The sequence below is a fragment of the Spirosoma sp. genome (genome assembly GCF_048594605.1).
GTDB lineage: Bacteria > Bacteroidota > Bacteroidia > Cytophagales > Spirosomataceae > Spirosoma.
Map to the genome: position 1 here is coordinate 1 of NZ_JBMDWV010000070.1, position 20,980 is coordinate 20,980.

The 20,980-nt window shown below is 51.1% G+C and carries 10 protein-coding genes; 2 read left to right on the plus strand and 8 right to left on the minus strand.

Annotation, left to right across the window (positions count from 1 at the left end):
* Positions 1-97: 97 nt before the first annotated feature.
* Genes ACOJS8_RS04090 through ACOJS8_RS04110 form a run of 5 tightly spaced genes read right to left on the minus strand, consistent with a single transcriptional unit; the run spans position 98 to position 8,545 of the window.
* The gene (locus ACOJS8_RS04090) at positions 98-1,114 is read right to left on the minus strand and encodes a zinc-dependent alcohol dehydrogenase (protein WP_420147256.1); all 1,017 of its coding nucleotides are present in this window, start codon (positions 1,112-1,114) and stop codon (positions 98-100) included.
* A gap of 14 nt (positions 1,115-1,128) precedes the next feature.
* Positions 1,129-1,752 carry a cyclase family protein gene (locus ACOJS8_RS04095; protein ID WP_420147257.1) on the minus strand — a complete coding sequence of 208 codons (624 nt, stop codon included), beginning with the start codon at positions 1,750-1,752 and terminating at the stop codon, positions 1,129-1,131.
* A gap of 2 nt (positions 1,753-1,754) precedes the next feature.
* Complete coding sequence (locus ACOJS8_RS04100) at positions 1,755-2,501, minus strand: SDR family NAD(P)-dependent oxidoreductase (protein WP_420147258.1); 747 nt, start codon at positions 2,499-2,501, stop codon at positions 1,755-1,757.
* 30 nt (positions 2,502-2,531) lie between these two features.
* Positions 2,532-5,264, minus strand: a complete 2,733-nt coding sequence (locus ACOJS8_RS04105; RefSeq protein WP_420147259.1) for a family 78 glycoside hydrolase catalytic domain — start codon at positions 5,262-5,264, stop codon at positions 2,532-2,534.
* Positions 5,261-8,545, minus strand: coding sequence for a family 78 glycoside hydrolase catalytic domain (locus ACOJS8_RS04110; protein ID WP_420147260.1), 3,285 nt, complete (start codon positions 8,543-8,545; stop codon positions 5,261-5,263). Before ACOJS8_RS04110 ends, ACOJS8_RS04105 begins: the two co-directional genes overlap by 4 nt.
* Positions 8,546-8,863: 318 nt before the next feature.
* Between ACOJS8_RS04110 and ACOJS8_RS04115 the strand changes: the two genes are divergently transcribed.
* Positions 8,864-10,330: a glycoside hydrolase family 28 protein gene (locus tag ACOJS8_RS04115; RefSeq protein WP_420147261.1), complete on the plus strand. Its 1,467-nt coding sequence runs from the start codon at positions 8,864-8,866 to the stop codon at positions 10,328-10,330.
* 253 nt (positions 10,331-10,583) lie between these two features.
* Complete coding sequence (locus ACOJS8_RS04120) at positions 10,584-13,286, plus strand: hypothetical protein (protein WP_420147262.1); 2,703 nt, start codon at positions 10,584-10,586, stop codon at positions 13,284-13,286.
* A gap of 343 nt (positions 13,287-13,629) precedes the next feature.
* Here the strand turns inward: ACOJS8_RS04120 and ACOJS8_RS04125 are convergent, their stop codons facing one another.
* The 3 genes from ACOJS8_RS04125 to ACOJS8_RS04135 all read right to left on the minus strand — a co-directional run.
* Positions 13,630-15,492, minus strand: a complete 1,863-nt coding sequence (locus ACOJS8_RS04125; RefSeq protein ID WP_420147263.1) for a hypothetical protein — start codon at positions 15,490-15,492, stop codon at positions 13,630-13,632.
* 498 nt (positions 15,493-15,990) lie between these two features.
* The gene (locus tag ACOJS8_RS04130) at positions 15,991-17,610 is read right to left on the minus strand and encodes a RagB/SusD family nutrient uptake outer membrane protein (RefSeq protein ID WP_420147264.1); all 1,620 of its coding nucleotides are present in this window, start codon (positions 17,608-17,610) and stop codon (positions 15,991-15,993) included.
* 11 nt (positions 17,611-17,621) lie between these two features.
* Positions 17,622-20,980 (minus strand): SusC/RagA family TonB-linked outer membrane protein (locus ACOJS8_RS04135; protein WP_420147265.1); only part of this gene is annotated, 3,359 nt, incomplete at its 5' end.

The window sequence follows — 20,980 nt, forward strand, 5'->3', positions numbered from 1 at the left end:
TTGATGTTGGAAAAGCCGTGATCTGTAATGATAATTTTCTTCATGCTGGTAGCGAATTGCTGTACCCGACAGCCTTTCAGGCTGTCAGAAAAGATATTTAGAAAAGGATAACCGATTTGACGTGATCCGCTTTGGCCGTCAGCATGTCGGTGAAGGCCGCCACCCCGTCATCCAGCGAGTAATAGTGAACCCACGACGTTACGTCTACTTTCCTGGAAGCGATTAGGTCCAACGATTCGTTGATTTCCTGCTGCGTGGCAGCGTATGTGCCAATGATCTGCTTCTCGGACAAAATAATGTCGTACGTAAAAAATGGCTGAGAGTTTTCATAGAGACCGATGATTACAATAGCCCCGCCCGGTCGAATGGCTTTTAGTGCCTGCTGGTTCGTTTGGGAATTACCCACAGCATCGACAACCAGATCAATTCCTTCGTGGTCAGTCAATTGATTTATAACAGAAACCAGGTCTTCCTCCGCAGAATTGATCGTAGCCGTAGCGCCTAATTTACGCGCGATGGCAAGCCGTTCATTCCGCAGATCGGCGACGTACACCGGTACGCCCAGCAGCGCCTGAAAGGCCTGCTGCGTAACCAGTCCGATGGGTCCAGCACCGATCACCAGCACTTTTTCAGGCTTCAAGTGTCGAGTGAGGTTGACGATATGAATTCCGTTGGCCAGCGGTTCGGTCATGCAGGCGGCTTGCGGAGTCACATTTGCCGGCATCGGTACCAGGCAATGGGCCGGTACGTTCACATACTCGCCGAAGGCCCCTCCCCGATGCATTCCGAAAATTTGCCGGTTTTTGCACAAGTTCGTCAGGCCGCGTTTGCAGGAATCACACGTTCCGCAGGACACTACGCTATTGCTGGCTACCCGGTCGCCTTTCGTATAACCCACGACGTTGGCCCCCATCTCTTCAACCGTTCCGCAAAACTCGTGGCCCATAACTAACGGCGGAACACGACGCGGACTCTGGTTCTTAAAGGTTTCCAGCTCACTCCCGCAAATGCCACAAGCCAGTACTTTCAGCAGAACTTCATCCGCGGAGAACGAAGGCATTGGCCATTCGGCAATCATGAGCTTTTTAAACTCCGGGTAAAACAGTGCTTTCATAGGGAGTTCGACGTTCAGAATTGAGCCACGGCCCGTATGGGGGAGCCGTCACGGCCCTGTAAGTTGAGCGGAAAACCCATGAAGGTAAATTCATCAGGAACCTGATCCAGATTGGTCAGGCTTTCCACAATAACGATTTCTTTCTTCAGCAGGATGTGATGCACTTCGTACCAGTCGCGGCTAGGCGTTGGCGTATCCATTCCCAGCATCCGGATGTTCCGGTCGGCCAGATACGTACTGGCTTCCTGCGTCAGCGATGGGAAATTTTCGAAGAAATCATCCTTCCCGAAGTGTTTGTACCAGCCCGTTTCGTAGATGATTTTAGCCTCGGGAACCAGCAGGTGTTCATACGGCAGAAAGTCTTCGACGGTAATTTCTTCGCGGGCCGCTTTAGGGATACGTAGTACATGCACCTTACCATAAAACCACTCCAAAGGCATCTGGTCCAGCGTTTTGCCATCGTCCAGAAAGTGGTACATCGCGTCCAGGTGCGTTCCCTGATGCGACCCCATGACGATCTGCGTAATGTTGTATTTCAGCGTTCGGGTCGTTCCGTGCGGAACAATGCTCAGCTTGGGGTCCGACGGAAACGTTTGCTGCCCGTGTACCAGGGGATGGGAGAGATCGACAAGTTTCATAGTTATTTCGCTAAATAGCCGCCATCGACCACTAAGTCGCTACCGGTCATGAAAGAAGAATCGTCACTGGCCAGAAAAGCGGCTGCTGCGGCTACTTCTTCGGGACGTCCCTGCCGGTTCAGTAAGTGCATAGCCGACGCCCGACGATCTTCTTCGTCGATGTTCAAGCCTAATTTTTCGCATGAATTGATAAAGGCACTGGTGTAGATGTAGCCGGGACAAAGGGTGTTCACTCGAATACCAAACGGCGCCAGATCCTGCGCCCAGCATTTGGTCAGCCCCCGAATGGCGAATTTGGTGGCGTTGTACGTAGCAAAGCTGGACTGCCCGACAAAGCCGCTCACCGATGAAAAATTGATGATACTGCCCCCGCCGTTCTTTTTCATCTGCGGAACGATGTATTTGGCCATCAGCGACGTGCCGCCAATGTTTACCGCATTGATCTGCTGCCATTCGTCCACCGTAGCCTCTACCCCTTTGAAGATAAACCGGGCTGCGGTATTGATCAGTACGTGGGCAGGGCCGATCTCCTGTTCGATAGACGCGCAGGTGTTCTCTACTGCAGCCTCATCACTGATATCCAGTTGCCAGAAATGAGCGCCGAGAGTGGAGGCTTTATGATCCTTATCGGGCTGAAGATCAATCAGAACAACCACGCAACCCTCCTCGGCCATGCGCACGGCGGTGGCATAGCCCAGATCGCCGAGGCCACCGGTAATGACTATAATCTTGTCTTTTAATCCTCTCATCGTTTCGTCAAATTCATTCTGGTTCGTTGATCACTCGACGGTTAGTACGTAGTTGCCCGAACCCAGTTCCAGCCGGGCCGTATCTCCTTCAAATGCATAATCCCGGACGATTTTTTTATTTTTATAAATTTTCGAACCGGCTTTCGCGGGCAGATAAACAGTTGCTCGGGAGTTTACGGGAATTTCTACCTGATAGCTAAACCGACCGGTGGTTTTGGTCCAACTGGTTTTTACCCAGCCGTATGGCGAATGGAAACTCCCCCTGGCCCAGGTCAGATCACCCACCGGCTGGGGACGAATTTTCAGGTGCCTGAACGCGACGGAATTTTCCTGCTGAGCAATACCGGCAATGCCCTCGTAAAACCATTCCAGAATGTGTCCCATGGCCAACTGGTTCTGCGATGATTTGCCATCCCAGGTTTCGACTAGCGCCGTTGCTCCTTTTTTCAGCAGGTATCCATATCCCGGTACGTCGTCGCGATTGGTCATTGTAAACAGCGTTTCAGGGTGACCATTTTCGTAGAGCGCTTTGATCAAATACCGGTTTCCAACATCGCCAGCGGTCAGTCTGTGGGCGTCGATGGATTGAATGTTCGTCACCAGTTTGTTCAGTACGTCGTTTCGATCCGTTTCCTCCACCAGCCCCAGACTAAGCGGCATCGCCATGGCGGTTTGACTACCGGTGGCGTAAGTTTTCTGATCCGGGTTGAAAAACTTCTTGTTGAAGGCCGTTTTGATGCTAGCCGCCAGCTTCCGGTAACGCGTGGCATCGTCCGGTTTCCCGATCAGCTCCGCCATTTGGCTTAAGGCAGTTATCGAATGGTAGTAATAAGCCGTAGCCGTAACGCCAATCGGTGTCACTTTCCCAATATCCAGCCAGTCGCCCAGTCCATACAGAAGCAGGTTGTCGACAGTCCGGCTTTCCAGAAAATCTGCGTACCGGGTCATCATCGGGTAAGTTTTGCGAACCACCGACGTATCCCCGTAAAACCGGTACAAAAACCAGGAATCCAGGATCGCCGTGGTGCCCCATTCGGGCGAATCGACAAAAGGGCCGTCGAATTGTATATACTCAGGGGCAATGTCGGGGACCAGACCGTTTTCGTGCTGGGCGTCGGTCATGTTCTGAATCAGGCTGCGGTACAAATTGTACACATTGTATGTATAATTGATCGCCGTGCGCATAAAATTCTGCTCACCCTGCCAGCTTAGCTTTTCCCGCTGGGGATTGTCGGTTATGTAGCTTTGCAGATTGCTTTTTATCGCCCAGTCCGTAAGGGTATAGATCCGGTTGAACAACTCATTCGAACACGCAAACGTACCATTCTGCGGAGCGGCATTGCGGTTGTGCAGCACGGTCAAGTTCGTGACCAGCGGCAGTTGACCCGATGCATTGTTGTCGACCCGGACCCCTTCGACCTGAACGTATCGAACGGCAAAATAAGAAAATCGGGGTTGCCAGGTTTCTTCGCCGTCTCCTTTCAGCGTATATGCATACGAATGGGGCGTAACGCCATCCGCCTGATTGACGGTACCGTCGGCATGAAGCAACTCAGCCGGGATAATTTTCAGCGTCTGACCAGCTTTCCCTCGTACGCGTATGCGCGGAATCCCTGAACAGTTCTGGCCAAAATCATACACGACGGTATTAGGCCCGACCACCGTCCTTTTCTTCGGGGTCAATGAATCCAGAAACAGAACGGGGTAATCGATTTCGGGCAGTAGTTTACTGGTTGGCGTAGTCACTAAAACGGCATCATTCCAGGTTTTGTCCGAAAAAGTAGTTGTGTTCCATCCTGTTCGCTCCAGACGGGCGTCATAATCCTCTCCGCCATAGATGGTATTGAACGTAATAGGCGACGGGGTTGCTTTCCAGCTTTGGTCAGTAATTATATGCTCCGTGCTGCCATCGGTGTACGTAATTTTCAGCAAAGCAATCAGTTTGGGGTTACCAAATGTGCCCGTCCCTTTCACGTACCGCTCCTGCGAAATGGAGTAGAAACCGTTGCCCAGCATGACACCAATCGCGTTGTTTCCAGGACGTAGTTGCTTTGTAATATCGTAGGTATTATAGAGAATGGTTTTGTCGTAGCTGGTCCAGCCGGGCGATAAAAAAGCGTTCCCGATACGTCTGCCATTGATACTGGCCTCGTAATGACCTAAACCGCTGATAAATAAGAACGCTTTTGCTACGTTCCGGGTCGTTGTAAATTCTTTACGTAGTAACGGAGACCGGGCGTTTTTAAAGATTCGGGGATCACCTGCCTTCATTTTCAGGTGAACGAAGGGCACAATTCGCCCAGCATCGCGCATCTCTTCGTAGCCGATCCAGCGGGCATTTTTCCAATCCGCCGGGGTAAAGATTCCCGTGGTGAACTGTTGCGTGGCGCTCCAGTCTGTTGGCTTTTTATCCGTGTCCCACACCCGAACTTTCCAGAAATACGTCTGAGCCGACTGAAGCGCTTTCCCCGAATAACGAACCTGAATGCTGCGATCACTTTTCACCACATCGGTACTGAATACGTCAAACTTACCAGCCGTCAACTTCGCTTTCGACGAGGCAATAACCAGTTGATACGCCGACTGCATGACCGCTTCCTTCGGTGAATACATTTCCCAGGAAAAAAACAGATCGCGTGGATCGATGCCCACCGGATTAGTCCGATTGTCGCATAAGGCGGCAACCACCCGGATTTGCGCGTTCACGGTATGCCCTGCGATCAGCAGGATGACGATCAGTACCGTTAGTTTTCTACACGTCATAAGGCTACGCTGAACGTATAACTACCGGATGGTACGAGTAAGGCCGTTCCTGCGTCGGTGGTCTCAACAATCCGGATGTCTGTTGATCCCGTGATCCGTTGTCCGTTTTCGCTGATGCTTTTCCCGGACGGCAGGAACACGGTGGCCGTTGTGTTTGCTGGAATCTGAACGGCTAACCGAAAGGTGCCGTTGTCGACTTTCCAGTCTACGGCAATTTTTCCGGCAATGGACTGATACGACCCTTTGGCCCAGGTCAGGCTGCCTCCTAAGCGCGGTTTGATGGTAAAATGCTTATACCCGGCCGAATCGGCGTTAATACCCAGGATGCTTCGGTACATCCATTCACCCACGGCGCCGATGGCGTAATGATTGAATGAATTCATACCTACGTTCTGAAAACCGCGGCCCTTGACGTAGCCATCCCAGCGTTCCCAAATGGTGGTTGCTCCCTGGTCGATCGAGTAGATCCAGGAAGGAAACCGGCGGCTTTCGAGCAGTTTGTAGGCCACATCGGCGTACCCGTATTCCGACAACTGATTCATCAACCGGATCGTCGATTGAATGCCGGTCGAAATCCGGTAATCATAGGCCTTGATGGCCTGAACCATACGGGCTGCGGCCTGTTTCTTCAGCTTCTCCGGCACCAGATCGAACTCCAGCGCCAGGGCGTAAGCCGCCTGCGTATTGCCGGCAATGGTACCGTCTTCAGCCACGTACTGGCCCACAAACCGAGCCTTTATCGCGTTGGCCAGCGAGTCGTAGAACACGTAATCCCGCTGATGGCCGAGCAGTTTAGCAACTTTGGCAACGACTCGGGTTGAATGGCCCCAAAAGGCCGTTGAATAGATGTCGTTATCGACCTTGCCTCCCTCTTTCGGATAGTCATCCGCAATGATGGTGTTTCCGTTCAGCCAATCGCCGTACATATTTCCTCGCTCATTTTTCCACAAAAGATCCGGATTGGTTTGGAGAATGTGCTGGATGTAGGCTTTCATCGACGTATACTGGCGGGCCAGAATGGCTGTGTCACCGTAGTTTTCATAGAGTCGCCAGGGGACCAGCACACCTGCGTCGCTCCAGCCGGGGGCATTGCAATAGCGATTCCACTTATCGACTTGTGGCGTATAATCCGGGTAACGGCCGTCGGCTCGCTGGCAATCGGCAATGTCTCGCACCCACTTGGTAAAAAACGCACTCATGTCCAGGTTAAAAATTGACGTCTGGGCAAACACCTGGGCATCGCCCATCCACCCCGCCCGCTCATCCCGTTGTGGACAGTCGGTCGGTACCGAATGCATGTTTCCCCGCTGGGTCCACAAAATATTGGTCCATAATTTATTAAGATCAGGCGACGAACTCTCGAACGTACCGGCCAACGGCGCAGCCGACGCGACCACCTTTCCCGTTACGTTAGTTAGTTTGGGTTCCTGGGTAAGGCCGGAAATCTCAACGTACCGGAAGCCATGGTACGTAAAGCGCGGTTCGTAGTCGATGGCTTTTTCTGATCCGGGTGTGTATACGTCTACCTGTTTGGCGGCCCGCAGAGTGCTGACGTAGAGTTGTCCCTGTTCGTCCAGCACTTCGCCGTGCCGGAACGTAATGGCCTGAGCCGGATTGTACGGAATGGTCAGGTTTACCCAGCCCGCGATGTTCTGCCCCAGATCGAAGATGTACGTACCATCCTTCACCTTCACCACCTTTACCGGCGTAATTTCCTGGATAATCTTGATCGGCTCGTTGAGTTGGGCATTGATCGTTTTTGCGATGGTTTTGTCAACGGTAGCGGATTTCCATCCGGCGTCGTCAAAATCTGGTTCCGTCCACCTGGCGGGCAACAGGTTCGCGTTGAAATTTTCGCCGTCGAAGATGGAGGCCATCTGGATTGGCCCGTTTTCCAGTAGCTTCCAGCTGGCATCGGTTACAATCTGTGTTCTAGTACCATCGTCAAACAGCAGTTCCAATTGCCCGATCAACCGCCGGTCGAAGCCATACGCCCCCCGATCCGGGTGGGAGAAAAGGCCGCCCGCATACCAACCATCTGCCAGCATCGCCCCCATCACATTGACGCCTTTTTTCAGGGATTTGGTGACGTCGTAGGTTTGGTACTGAACACGTTCGTGGTAATCGGTCCACTCGGGTGCCAGAACCTGATTACCGGCTTTTTTGCCGTTTACGGTCATTTCATACATGCCCAAAGCACTCGCGTAGAGGGTGGCCTGCTTGACGTTTTTCGTTACCGTGAACGTCTTCCGCAACAAAGGTGATGCGGGAATAGATGTTTTGAAGGGCTTACGATTGGCCGAACTACCGGTGTAAGTCCCATCCGTCAAGTTGGCCGGGCTCCAGTTCTCCGCCGAGAAGGCCGGATACGTAGCGTAGGGAACGGAGGCTACGACCGGCTTTTTCAAGGCAACATTTTCGGAACGGGCATTAATGGTTTCCAGCTCGGCGAAGGCGTATGCATATTTTCCCTCGTCCGTTTTTCTGAGCTTACTGATGACCACCCGGATATACCGGCCAGTAACGGGCGTAATCGGTTTACTGTACGGTTCCAGCCCTTTCTGGTCGTAATCCTGAGCGCTTTCGTCTGCAATAACCGTTGATTTTTTAAAGTCAGCGGTAGGCGATACCAGAATTTTGAACCGTTTAGGAAATAGGTATCCGTTGGCGTGGAGCTTATAATCGACTAGGTACAGTTTGATTTGACGAACTTCCTGTTGTGTGCCTAAATCAACCGTAATCCATTGATTCACGGCATTCTCCGTGGCGCTGGAACCCGACTGAAAGCTGTGCCAGATGTTGAATTTTGCACTGTCCGGTACGTTTTCGGCCGGCGCTCCAATCCAGTGCGCCTGCCAGTCGGCTTTGTTGAGCAGCCCCATTGACCAGCGGGCAATAGCACTCCACGAACTAACATTCTTCCCTGCATCCCAAACGCGAACTTTCCAGAAGTATTTGGTTCTCGAAACCAGCTCGCTGCCGGTGTATCTCACTTGACTGGTTCTGTCAGATTCTACCTTTTTTGAATCCCACACATTAGCTACATCTTTCACTAAGGCTAGCGAATCCGTACTAATTAAGATCTGGTAAGCAGACTGAGACTGTGCTCTCTTAGCAGAAACCAGTTCCCAGCTCAGACGAGGCTGCACGATGTCAATCCCGACTGGATTCACTAAATATTCTGTCCGCAGATTACTGATTTTCAGACTACTGTTTTGATCACCCCCGTATGCTAAACAGGTAAAGAATAGGGCCAGGAAATTAAACCATATAATCCTCATTGGTAAAATTTGAAAAGTGCGGTTCAAATCGTTGACAAAGTTTTGAATCACACCGGCGACCCGATTTGTCGAAGATGATAGTACGGTGTAGCTCACAGATCAATAATATGTATCAATTTTTCTACAAAAACTTATAGTTTCAACATTGTAAACTTAGCATTTGAGGGCACCTAAGAATACCAGTTTATTAGCAATAAATGATGCTTTTGTACCATTTTTTTAACCTTTATTACCAGTTGAAGGTAACGATAGCTAGTTTTAGGGATGACATACCGATTGTTAATCGGCGTCTACTACCTCAACCCATCTTCATGATCCATGATCTACGTAAGAACCGCCCTACTCCTGCTCTGGGCTAGCCTGAGCGTTCAGGCCAAAGATTACCCAGCGTCGTTTTTCGGCATTTATTCAGATGGCGCTACGCTCAACACACGCTCTATTCAGTACGCAATCGATTATATTCATTCAAATGGGGGTGGACGGTTGGTATTTTACGTCGGGCGGTATCTGACAGGCTCGATTCATTTAAAATCGAACGTAACGCTGCACTTAGAAGAAGGCGCCGTACTCATGGGCTCACTCAATCCCTTCGACTACGATCGGCACGTCTGGACGGCGCTGGTGTTCGCCGAAAATGGGCAAAATATTGCCATTACCGGTAAAGGGGTGATCGACGGGCAGGGGCGTCAACTGGCCCGTAATGTCGTGAATGTGATTCAGAAAGGACTCGTCAAAGATTTGTTTCGCTACGATCGCCCCGAGGCCGAAGCGCGCGCCGTACTTATCTATTTCAAGGGGTGTCAGCGGGTGAAACTTCAGACCGTAACGTTACGTAATGCAGCGAGTTGGGTGCAAATTTATGACCAGTGCCGTAATGTGCAGTTGGCAGGCATCACGGTCGATAGCAAAGCCTACTGGAACAACGACGGCATCGACATTGTGGATTCTGACAGCGTGAGCGTTACCGACTCGTACATTGACTCTGCCGATGATGGCATTTGTCTGAAATCGCACGATGCTTCGCAGGTCTGCCAGAATATATACGTCCGCAACTGCACCATCCGGTCGAGCGCCAACGCGATCAAATTTGGTACGGCTAGCTACGGAGGTTTCCGAAACATAAAGATGGTGCAGAATAAAGTGTATGATACGTATCGATCAGCTATTGCCCTGGAAGCGGTGGATGGCGGTTTTGTCGAGAACGTAGTGATTGATAGTTTACAGGCTATCAATACCGGGAACGCTATTTTTCTGCGAATCGGCGAACGGGTGAAGGGGAAAAAAGGGCGACTCGAAAACGTTCGGCTGATGAACATCCGGGTGGAGGTGCCCGCGACGAAAGCCGACGCGGGCTATGAGTACGAAGGCCCAATCGAAGACATGCCCCGGAACGTATCGCCCTCGTCGATTGTGGGGATGCCCGATGCGTTTGTTAAAGACGTGACGTTGAAGAATGTGGAAATTATATATCCGGGTGGGGGCTCTTCGATGGTGGCCAACGTACCCCTCACGGCGCTCGACAAAGTCCCCGAGAAGCCAACGGCTTACCCGGATTTTTCGATGTTCGGCGAATTACCCTCTTGGGGTTTTTACATACGCCATGCGCAAAACATCCGGTTCGACAATGTAAAGCTAACCTGTCTGAAACAAGACTATCGTCCCGCCGTGGTACTCGATGACGTGAAACAGGCCAACCTGACGCCGATGACGATCACTGACCCTGACCGAAAAAAAACGTCGGTCTATTCCGCCCATTCCACCGGCCTGACCTTGCCGGGGCAGTAAGCGTTACGTGTTTTCTTACAAATTACGCGAGTTCGTGATTAGTTTAGTTGTATTTCAGCACGTTACGTGTCGTAGGCACCTAATGTTTGTAGCCAATGTGTCACCCCCGCTACCTAGCGTGCCGTAGATACGCAACCACTAGCCGGTTGTTGCGTACCTACGGCACGCCAGAGTCAATGATGACTATTTTTACTACAAACATTAGACCCCTACGGGGTAAAATAATACCGAGCCCACGTTATAAATTCAGTTTATGAATTACAAATGGATTTCCAATGCCTCTATTGTTTTGCTGGTGGTTTTGGGCTCAACGGCCTTTTCCCAGAACGTAGCGCAGGTTAGGGTTGAATGGAAAGAAGGTACGTCGCCATCCGGTATGGTTCAGGTGCAGTACGCTGTTCTGCGTAAAATCGACTTGTCAGCCGGGAAAGGAAAGACAAAAGCAAATACCTTTCAGTTGGGACCGGTCAGTCGCCCCAGCATCCTGATCACAATTGACAGCGCCCAGACCGAATACGGAACCGGGGCTACCGTGGTGTCGATCAAAACGGCTAAAAATCCGTTCTCGTTTTTTCTTCGGGACGTTACGTCCAGCTCCCCCATTTACATACCGGATTATGGCGTAGTGGTATTAAAAGCGACGGATAAACGGTCGTACCAAGAGGTAGAAACGGCCGTCCGTTCCCGGAAAACAAGGACCAAGCTGCAACGGATTGAAACCGAGAGCGAAGTTTCCTTTGCCTCAGTCGAGAAGAAAGTTCGGAACATGACCGTACCTACCTGGCTGGGGACTAGCCGAGACTTCAGGATTTTCGAGATTGCCGAAAACCTCTCGGACGCATCCCAGAGAGAAGCTTCTATTATTTCACCCAAACGGTCGTCGACCGCGTTGCGACTGGCCGAGACAAAAAATGAACCGGTCCATTATCTGTACACCTATGGCCGGGGCGTTGGTGCACAGGAAAATGTCTCGCGCCGATTAGACCAAGGGAAGCTGCCGATTCTCCACTCGACACTGACCGACGATGATGTGGTCTATACATCGACCACGTTCGTATCCCTGGAAAAATCGCCCCTGGCAGAGCTGAAAGGAACCGATTTTTGGATAGCAGACAGTTTCAGTGGCGGTCACATGTTCACCAAAGAGCAGCAGGAACAGGTGGACAGCCGAACGAAAAAAGCGCTCAATCCAGACGAGGAAACCGTTTTATTTTTCAGAATCGAAGCCGTAAATACCGGTTCCGTGCCCCGTTACGCCTGGTTCAAGACGCCACGGCCCGGCACTGCGTGGTGGCAGAAGTTTCCGTATCGGTTCAATGCAAAGACCGGCTTTTCGGCGTATTCGGAAGAACGGGTTTTTTGTGTTTCCAAACTCAATGGGAAACCGCTACCCAGTGAAGAAATGGCCATTTTGCTCCAACCTGGCGAGAAAGCGCAGTTTGATTTTTTTATTCCCCATAGTCCCATTTCCGCAGAACGCGCTACGCAACTGGCGATGCAGGCCTTCGATCAGCGTTATGCCGAAAGCAAGGATTTCTGGCTCACCAAACTAGGCAAAGCTGCGCAGATACACGTCCCCGAAAAGCGGATCAACGAAATGATCCAGGCCGGCTTGTTACACCTCGACCTAATTACGTATGGCAATGAACCCGACGCTACGCTTGCCCCGACCATTGGCGTTTATTCCCCAATTGGAACGGAAAGTGCGCCGATCATTCAGTTTTATACCTCCATGGGCTGGAACAACGTAGCAAAAAGGTCGCTGGGTTACTTTCTGGACAAGCAGCATGAAGACGGTTTTATTCAGAATTTTAACGGGTACATGGTGGAAACCGGAGCGGCCTTATGGAGCATGGGCGAATACTTCCGGCACACGAACGACCGGAAATGGGTCGGGAACATAAAAGCAAAACTCCTGAAATCCTGCGATTACCTGATCGCCTGGCGCAACCGCAACAAGAAGGAAGAACTACGCGGCCGGGGGTACGGGATGATCGAAGGAAAAGTAGCGGACCCCGAAGATCATTTCCACCAATTCATGCTCAACGGCTATGCCTACCTCGGGATGAGCCGCAGTGCCGAAATGCTCGCCAGTGTTGACCCCGCCCAATCCGAACGAATCCGAAAGGAAGCGGACGCCTGGAAGGAAGATATCCGCCAGTCGTTTTTTAATGCTGTGGCTTTGTCGCCGGTTGTTCCCTTGGGCGATGGCACGTGGTGTCCAACGGCCCCGCCCTGGACGGAAGGGACCGGGTTAAGAAGTATGTACCAAAAGCGCGAGACTTTCTGGTCGCATGGTACGTTTACAGCACCGGATGGGATGCTTGGGCCGATGTATCTCGTTTTTTGCGAAGTACTGGATCCGCATGAGCCAGCCGCTAAGACGCTGCTGAACTATCACAGCGAGCTTTTCTACCAGGAAAATTCGGCGTTCAGTCAACCGTATTACAGCCGCCACAACTGGATACAGGCAAAGCTGGGTATGATTAAACCGTTTTTGAGCACCTACTACAATACATTTGCGGCCCATGCCGATCGGGAAACCTACACCTTCTGGGAGCATCTATTTAAGGTCAGTCCCCACAAGACGCACGAGGAAGCCTGGTTCCTGATGGAAACGCGCTGGATGCTCTATCTGGAAGATGGGCACACCCTCCGCTTGTTCAATACGATCCCGCGCCAATGGTTGGAGCAGGGCAAGAACGTAATGCTGAAGAATGTCAGAAGCTATTTCGGCCCGATCACGGCGAACGTAACATCGGAAGTAGACAAGGGCTACATCACCGCTACCGTGAGTTGCATGGATACTCGTAAACCGAACGAAGTATTGATCCGTATCCCCCACCCCGCCGGTAAAAAACCCGTAAACGTAACAGGCGGTATCTACAACGAACAGACGGAAACCGTATCGATAAAACCCTTTTCCGGGCAGACACAAATCCGGCTCGACTACTGACCAACCCAAAGACAGCAATACTGGATAAAGCAAAAAAAATGAACTGCTTCGGCGGCCTGACGCAGTGACCGGTACGTCGGAGTGGGACAATCAAATTCATCATTTGAAGTCATTTTGACGAAATGGAAAATTTCACGGTCCGCCGTTGCGGTCACTAAAATCAGTGCCTAAACAGCCATCGCTCGGAAGGAGCGTTTGGAGAATGGTTTATTTCACGACAGCAGTCTGACTGTCGATAACTGCTTTAGCTTAACGTGAATAATGAATTGCAAATGAATTGCATCGGCTGAAAGATAGCACGTCCAACCTATCCTTCGACGGCTCGCCGACCAGAAAATTTGCCTCACTCAGATCGGTTACCAGCACTGACTTTCTTCGACCATACGGCCACTTCCAGACTAACCACCGTTAGAGACGCCTGGCCACCGTTCTCGACAACGATTTCGTTCCAGCCCTCGCGTACCAGCGTGATGGGAAAGCGAAACCAATAACCAGAATGCTCTTTCGAGAGGTGTGTGAGGGGACCAGCGGCAAACAGCAGTTTGTCCTCTCGTTCGCTCTGCAACACTGGCCAGCACTCATTGAACGACACCGACAGAATTGTCACTTCGTCGCTCGCCCTCAGCACTAATTGAACGCAAACTTCGAGATCACCATCGGTTGGCTCGGCACACATGGGCAGCCGAAACGCGTGCTGGTCATTAAACCCCAGGCACACCGGCAACTGAGCCGGTAAATCGAAGGGGGTCAGGTTGTACATCCGCCCCCCAATGCCCAGCGAATACTGCTTGGGCTGGCCCCGCAGCTTGACCAGATCGGCAATCCCCTGCAAGGCCCCGTACTCCGACTGGATACCCGGCAACCGAGCCTGATCGGGATTGTAGAAATTGTACCACTCGATGCCATGGGCACCCAGCCCTAGTTTTCCAGCCGCATTGGCGTACATCAGCGGGCGGCTGGTGGGCATATACCGCATCGGTTGAGCGAACGTAGTCGTCGGGTTGCGCGTGGGCAGCATATTCGCCCCCGCATCGATTACCCCGTAGATGGCCACTTGTTCGCCAAGCTGAGCGCGTAGCTGGTCGTGAGCCATGTCCCAGGTGGTGCAAACAAAGCCCGACGGGCAGATAAAATCCAAGGTTCCTTCCCGGCACAAGCTCACCACGTCCAGCCCGATAGTTTTCAACATACCCAGCCGCCCCGGTATGCGCAGCCCCAGCGGATAGGGACGACCGTTCTGTGCAGCCCGGCGCTGAGTCAGCGCGCGAACCTGCCGCAACCAGTCACTCATCATCGCCACGGTTTGGGATGAGGCTGTCGGCTCGCAGCAGAGCGGCTGTCGCCACCAGTCAAGTTCCAGTCCTTCAAAATCATAGGCCTCAACTACCTCTCGGATTTGCTCGAACATCAAGGAACGAACCTCCGGTTGCTCGTAGTTGAGCCCGGCCCTATTCGAAGCCCGATGGGAGCCGTAGTGACTCCGCTTCAGGCGCATATCGGCCCGTTTGAGCAGGGGCGTGTTGAAGAAGCTACCCTCGAAGTTGCTGCTGCCGTGGACGTCGTTCATGCGAATGCTGACCCAGGGGGAGAGCCTCCGTTTACGGCATGCCTGAGCGGTTTCGGCCAGCCAGTCTACCCCCGCGTCGAGTAAATCCTGGTACAGATTCATGAACGCCATCAGATGGTCGATATATGCATCGATCCCTTTCGGATTGTCTTTGAGAACGCCCAGTGCGTGACCGCGGAAAAAGTCCCGGTCGCCCCGTTGGTAGCCCTGTAGAATGTGGGGGATGGTCTTGCTGGGGTACCAGGCCCGCGACCCGTTGGCATTAATAATGAACGTATCGACGCCGTTATCGGCGAGCGTACCGACGAAGCGGTGGATCGCTTTGGGTGAGAACGGGCCGCCTTCGAGCGTGGGTGAAGGATTGCGTTCACCCGTAACGGGGTTCGTAGCCAGCCGCCAGGCAAAATCTTCGGGTTGCCAGCGTTCGGGGTTGTAGAAAAAGACGCCCGTATCGCCATTGAATAGGTTGCGGTGACCTACCAGTGCCGAGCGGCCGATTGGCGGCAAAACGAGTCCGTTCCCGGCCAGGGTTCGTAGCTTGTCCATTTGTTGCTCAAGGTCGGACAGCCCCGCCCCAATGCTTACCGAACAAGTCCGTAAAAAATCCCGTCGGGTATTCCCTTTGCTAGGTTTAGCCATTGATTGGTCGTTTAGCCGTTTGGCAGAGTAAGTCGAGCGTGACTCCGAGACGAACTGCTCAGGCCCGCCGGTGCGGGCATCCCACTCATGCGTACCATTCGTTTTTTAAGCATTAGGTAGTTCAGTGGTCGAGTATACATGCGTTATAGCTATCATCAATACTCGGTAAGAGTAATCAGCGTAATTTACCTTGTTCATTCTGGTACTCCCTCATCAACACAATGATCTTATTAGTCAACCAGTACTTTCCCACACAGTTACGAATGAAGTCTGTGACGTAGACTTGATCTCCTTCCAAAAGAACATTGACACTACAATCTTAACCGGGGAGTTGATTTTTCACGTCACAGCATCCCTTACTCAGTTTATGAGTTTGCTCATCAGCCAAAACCCAGAGCAAACACGTTGCGCGGCCACCGTGGTTCAATAGTTTGGAAAACCAAAAACAAAGAGAGGTGGCCACTGCGGAACACCTCTCTTTCTTACCGTCAAAATTGATTAGTTCTGCACAGCCAACGGGTTATACAAAATTTCATCTTCGGGAATCTGAAGGGTCATATTGGCTACCGGTAAACTGGACTTGGTAACGTGGTTAGCAGAGCTGGCTCTGTCCACAGGAATATTCCAGCGCTTGTTGTTGTAAAACTCGCGGCCGCCTTCACCCCATAGTTCGATGCGGGTTTGTAGCTGTACCATTTGTAACGTAGTGAGCCCCTGCATCGCAGGGTAAGTAGCCGTAGTCAGTGGTGTCACTCCTGTTTTGGTACGGGCAGCCAACAGCCTGTCGAGCGTTGCTTTGGCAGCAGCTTCTGTGGCTGGCGACATCGCTTCAGCTTCAGCTTTCATAAGCAGTACTTCCGAAGAACGCATGTAAAACGCCGTTGACGCGCCCACGTCAATTTTGTTGTTGCTGTTCAATCCGTGCGTAGCTGCAAATTTTAGGTTCGTGTAAGAAGGGATAAATGCAACCGTGTTGTTTGGCGGATAGGTGTAGTTGCCAATTGGTGCCAGCGAAAATGCATCTTTACGGAAATCATTGGGTGCTATTTTTTCATACAGTCGGTTATCAATCCGCTTATAAGCTCTTTCCAGCCCTCCGTTACCTCTACCAAAGGGATTCATGTAAGCGGTAAAGTACGTGTTAGCGGCACCAAGCGGGAAACCTAAAATGACCTCCGGATTTTGCGCATTATTGAGAAAGCCATTGGTTTCCGGCCTTATTTCGGGAGCGGCTGCGGTACCTATGTTCTTCCCTCCGTACTGTGCCTGGCTCAGAAGCGTTGGATACTTTGCCAGAATATCATTGCACGCACTGATCGCAGTAGCCCAGTCCCCAGTCCATATCGATACACGTGCCAGCAGGAAATTGACCACAGCCAGATCGATATCCGTTATATCAGCCGTATAGCCAATCCCAGCCTCTTTGAACAAGGCAATGGCACGGTTCAGGTCGTTTTTGATAAAGGCATACGTTTCTACAGCAGATGAACGAGGTTTGTTTTCCTGAGTGGGTTGAAACCGGTCATACAACGGAAGGCCAAGTTTGCCATTTCCACCCTGCAGAAAGGCGTTCTGATAATTTTCCATCAGGTAGTTGTATCCATAGGCTCTGGCAACCAATCCTCTGGCTTTACATTCTTTCAGAAAGTTGTTGCCGGCCACGGTTTCATCCGGAAGATAATTGAGCATCTGGTTCGCAGTCGTAATACAAAACCAGCCATAATTCCAGTAAACTAAATTCTTTGCGTTGGCAGATCCAATGAAGTCACCAAGCTGATATTCGATTGAACCGGAGAGTACGTTCAGCCCTTCCTGATCACCCAGAATGATATCATTTCCTTCGATAGAGCGATTGACATCCAGTCCCTGACTGGAATAATACATGTCCGCAACGCCCGCACCGGTGGCACCCGCGTTGTTGAACAGCAGGGGCATAGCGTTGGCCATTCCACCCATGACGATCCGGATCTTGGCATCGTCACCCGACGCTAGCAGTTCGGCTATTTGCTTGTCGGTAATGCTGTGTGGTGGCTCCACTTCCAGCTTATCGGCACACCCAGAAAATAGCAGCATACCTGACACTGCCAAACCCGTTATATATTTATGTAGAATACTCATCGTTCGACTACTTAAAAGTTCAAATTAACACCCACTGAAAAGGTACTCATAGGCAGATACACGGCTGCCCCTACTTCCATTCCACCGACCAGCGACATGCGCGGATCTATACCTGAGTGAGACGTCAGCATGGTCAGGTTGTCGCCGGATGCATACACCCGTACACTTTTTGTTTTCAACTTATCCAGGATGGCGCTACTAAGCGTATACCCCAGGGTGAGGTTTTTGACATTCAGATACGAAGCGCTGAATAAAGCCAGATCGGTATACTGCCATGGCCCAAATGTAGCCCCGCTCGTATAGAACGTATCCCCATAAAATGCCATCGGGAATTTGGCGTCTCTGTTCTCAGGCGTCCAGGTATTTCCCAATACTTCTTTCGATAATGCGTTCCCTATGTTCCCCGCTCTGTATATGTTGTTGGCATATTCCACACTCATGAATTTTCCCCCCAGCTGGTAGGCTAGGATAGCGGTGAAGTCAAAACCTTTATATTGAACGCTTGTCGAAAAGCCACCAATAATTTTTGGAATTGCACTACCCATTTCATAGCGGTTGGCCAGCGTGTAGTTCGTTGTGCTAACAATGGCTCCCACTTTGCTATCCATAAAGCGTCCTGCATCCTGGTCTGCCTGCGTAACGGTATGATGAAACAAGGGTAAACCTGTGCTCTGATCCACTCCCGCATACTTGTAGAGATAAAGGTTGTAGAAATCCTTATTTTCACCACGTAGGTACATGATCTGGCCAGCAGTGTTAGCACCGCCATTGGCAATTCCCCATCCATCGATGAAGCCTGTAAAGTTTCCGCCCAATGCTGGCGAACCTACACTCTTGGGAAATTTAGTCAGAATGGTGCGGTAATGGGTACCGTTCAATCCGATGCTCCAGCTGATATTTTTGTTTTGGATGAGTTTGATGTCTAAGGCAATTTCCACCCCGCGGTTGACAATTTCAGCGTTGTTCAGGGTGAGTGAAGTTTGTCCCAGTGAAGTGGCAAGAGGCTGTGCAAACACGGAGTTTACCGTTTTCTTGTTGTATACATCGATGGTTCCACTCAATCTCCTGTTAAAAAGGGTGAAATCGATCCCGGCATCAAAGGTATGCGTGTTTTCCCAGGTTAATTTATCATTTACGGCAGCACCTTGCTGAAGGGTGTACGTTGCAGGAACACCCGTTCCAGCCGTTGAGTTTGTGTAAACTGCACCGTAGCTCCAGGTCTGATAACCCGAATAGTTGCTGATACCGCTCTGGTTACCGATAATTCCATAGCTGCTCCGTAGTTTTAATTCGTTGATGACGTTATTGGATCCCTGCATGAATTTCTCCTGAGAAATACGCCATCCACCACCAACAGACCAGAATGTTCCCCAGCGATTCTCGTTGAATCGGAATTTAGACGAACCATCTCTGCGCAGCGAGCCTTCCATAAAATACTTGTCGTCATAGTTGTACACCGCTCGGCCAAAATAGCTATCCATGGCCGTGATGTCTCCACCATAACCCGGAACACCGAACGGTGCGCCCGCTGTATTGTACCGGCTGGTGAAATTACCGGCGCCGGTAAACCCATTGATCAGCGAATACGCAGAGGCAAAGTTCAGCAGATCACTTTTGTATTGGTAAAATTCATGGGCAGCCAGTGCCGTAACGGAGTGGCGACCAAATTCTCTACCCCAGTTAAGCAGCTGTTGCGTGTTGAAAACGCCGGTGTTCGTATAATACTGGCCAATCGCACCTATACCCACTACAGCGCCCGTCTCAGGATTACCGTAACGCGTTCGCTCTTCCGTAAAGCGATCATACGAAATGTTGTTTGTAAAGCTGAAATGCTTGAGGAAACTCACCGTGAGATACCCTTTCAGGTTCAGGTCGTGCGATTCCCTACGGTCGATGTCTTTATCCAACAGGTCGATCAGGTTGGTCGCATAAAGCGGTTGGCTGGTGGTTCCGTTGGGGAACGTACCGGGCTGAACGCCAAGTGGCGAATAGGTATCATTCGCATTATCAGACACCATGTCAGTGCCGTTCGGATTTTTACGAATATTTCCCTGAAGGTCTCTGGCGAACAACGGTACGAGTTGATTCTGACCATTCACCCACCTGAACACGTTTTGCTGCACGGTTCCGGGGTTACGACCGAAACGAGTGGCCGGAGATAGGGTATTCCGAAAACTGTAACCCAGATTTGTTCCTACTTTCAGCCAGTTGGTGAGTTGTGCATCAACTTTTGTCCGTGCGTTGTAACGCTTGAATGCCGACCCTCTGATATAAGAAGGATCTTCCAGCATGCCCACAGAAACAAAGTAATCCATTTTATCGGAGCCACCGCTTGCCGATATCGTATGCTCCTGACGGAACATTTTTTCGAAAAAGTAATCCTTGTACGATCCGGCTTCCCAAAGTTGTCTTGCATTCGGATTTAACTTGCCCGTAGTAGGGTCAATCAGGTACGCACCCGACATAGTTGCACTGGCATTGGCTCCACTACCGGTGGTGGTATACACAGCACCCGGCACGTCATAGGCCATGTAGTTCCCCAACAGGTTCATGGCAAAGTTTGTCTTTGATCCAGTATAATCGAATAAATGGGCACTGGCAAATAAACCGGCCGCTTCATGAGTCATGTTTGGATTGGCCACATTCGTCGTGAATTTACCGTCGGTAGATGATCCGCCGTTCACACCGTAGCGTGCGGAGTTGTAAATGGCCAGCCAGGCATGTTCATAAATGTCTTTGGCATCATCAATGAGATCAAACCGCAATCCACCCAGATAATTGAATCCAGCCCGAGTTTGCACCGAAATAATCGGTTTGCCTTTTGTTCCTTTTTTGGTAGTCACCAGCAAAACCCCATTTGCGCCACGCGAACCGTAAACGGCAGTGGAAGCGGCATCTTTCAGCACGCTGATGCTTTCGATGTCCTTTGGATTGATGGAAGACAGCGCATTGGGGTATTCAGTGGGCACACCGTCGATCACGATCAGGGCATTGGAGCTGTTCTGGCTGGTAGAGCCTGCTCCGCGTAAACGAATACCCATGTCCAGACCGGGCTGGCCATCAATAGCAGAGACCTGAATCCCGGGGACCACACCTTCAAGGGCTCTGGTAACCGTGGAGTTTGCCTGTACAGAAATGATTTTAGAATCAACCTGTGATACCGCACCAGTAAGCGTGCTTCGCTTAGCCGTACCGTACCCGATAACGACTACTTCGCCAAGCTGATTGTCTGCCGCAGCCAGACTAATGTTAATAACTTTCCGATTGCCCACAACGGTTTCCTGGGTGGTATATCCGATAAAGGAGAATACCAGGGTGGACTTTGTCCTAGGAACATTTGGGATGGTATAAATTCCATCGGAATTGGTGA

What these genes read in the sequence shown, in the direction of transcription:
- ACOJS8_RS04090 (WP_420147256.1), bottom strand. Translation starts at nt 1,114, where the DNA reads ATGAAAGCACTGTTTTACCCGGAGTTTAAAAAGCTCATGATTGCCGAA.
- ACOJS8_RS04095 (WP_420147257.1), bottom strand. Translation starts at nt 1,752, where the DNA reads ATGAAACTTGTCGATCTCTCCCATCCCCTGGTACACGGGCAGCAAACG.
- ACOJS8_RS04100 (WP_420147258.1), bottom strand. Translation starts at nt 2,501, where the DNA reads ATGAGAGGATTAAAAGACAAGATTATAGTCATTACCGGTGGCCTCGGC.
- ACOJS8_RS04105 (WP_420147259.1), bottom strand. Translation starts at nt 5,264, where the DNA reads ATGACGTGTAGAAAACTAACGGTACTGATCGTCATCCTGCTGATCGCA.
- ACOJS8_RS04110 (WP_420147260.1), bottom strand. Translation starts at nt 8,545, where the DNA reads ATGAGGATTATATGGTTTAATTTCCTGGCCCTATTCTTTACCTGTTTA.
- ACOJS8_RS04115 (WP_420147261.1), top strand. Translation starts at nt 8,864, where the DNA reads ATGATCTACGTAAGAACCGCCCTACTCCTGCTCTGGGCTAGCCTGAGC.
- ACOJS8_RS04120 (WP_420147262.1), top strand. Translation starts at nt 10,584, where the DNA reads ATGAATTACAAATGGATTTCCAATGCCTCTATTGTTTTGCTGGTGGTT.
- ACOJS8_RS04125 (WP_420147263.1), bottom strand. Translation starts at nt 15,492, where the DNA reads ATGGCTAAACCTAGCAAAGGGAATACCCGACGGGATTTTTTACGGACT.
- ACOJS8_RS04130 (WP_420147264.1), bottom strand. Translation starts at nt 17,610, where the DNA reads ATGAGTATTCTACATAAATATATAACGGGTTTGGCAGTGTCAGGTATG.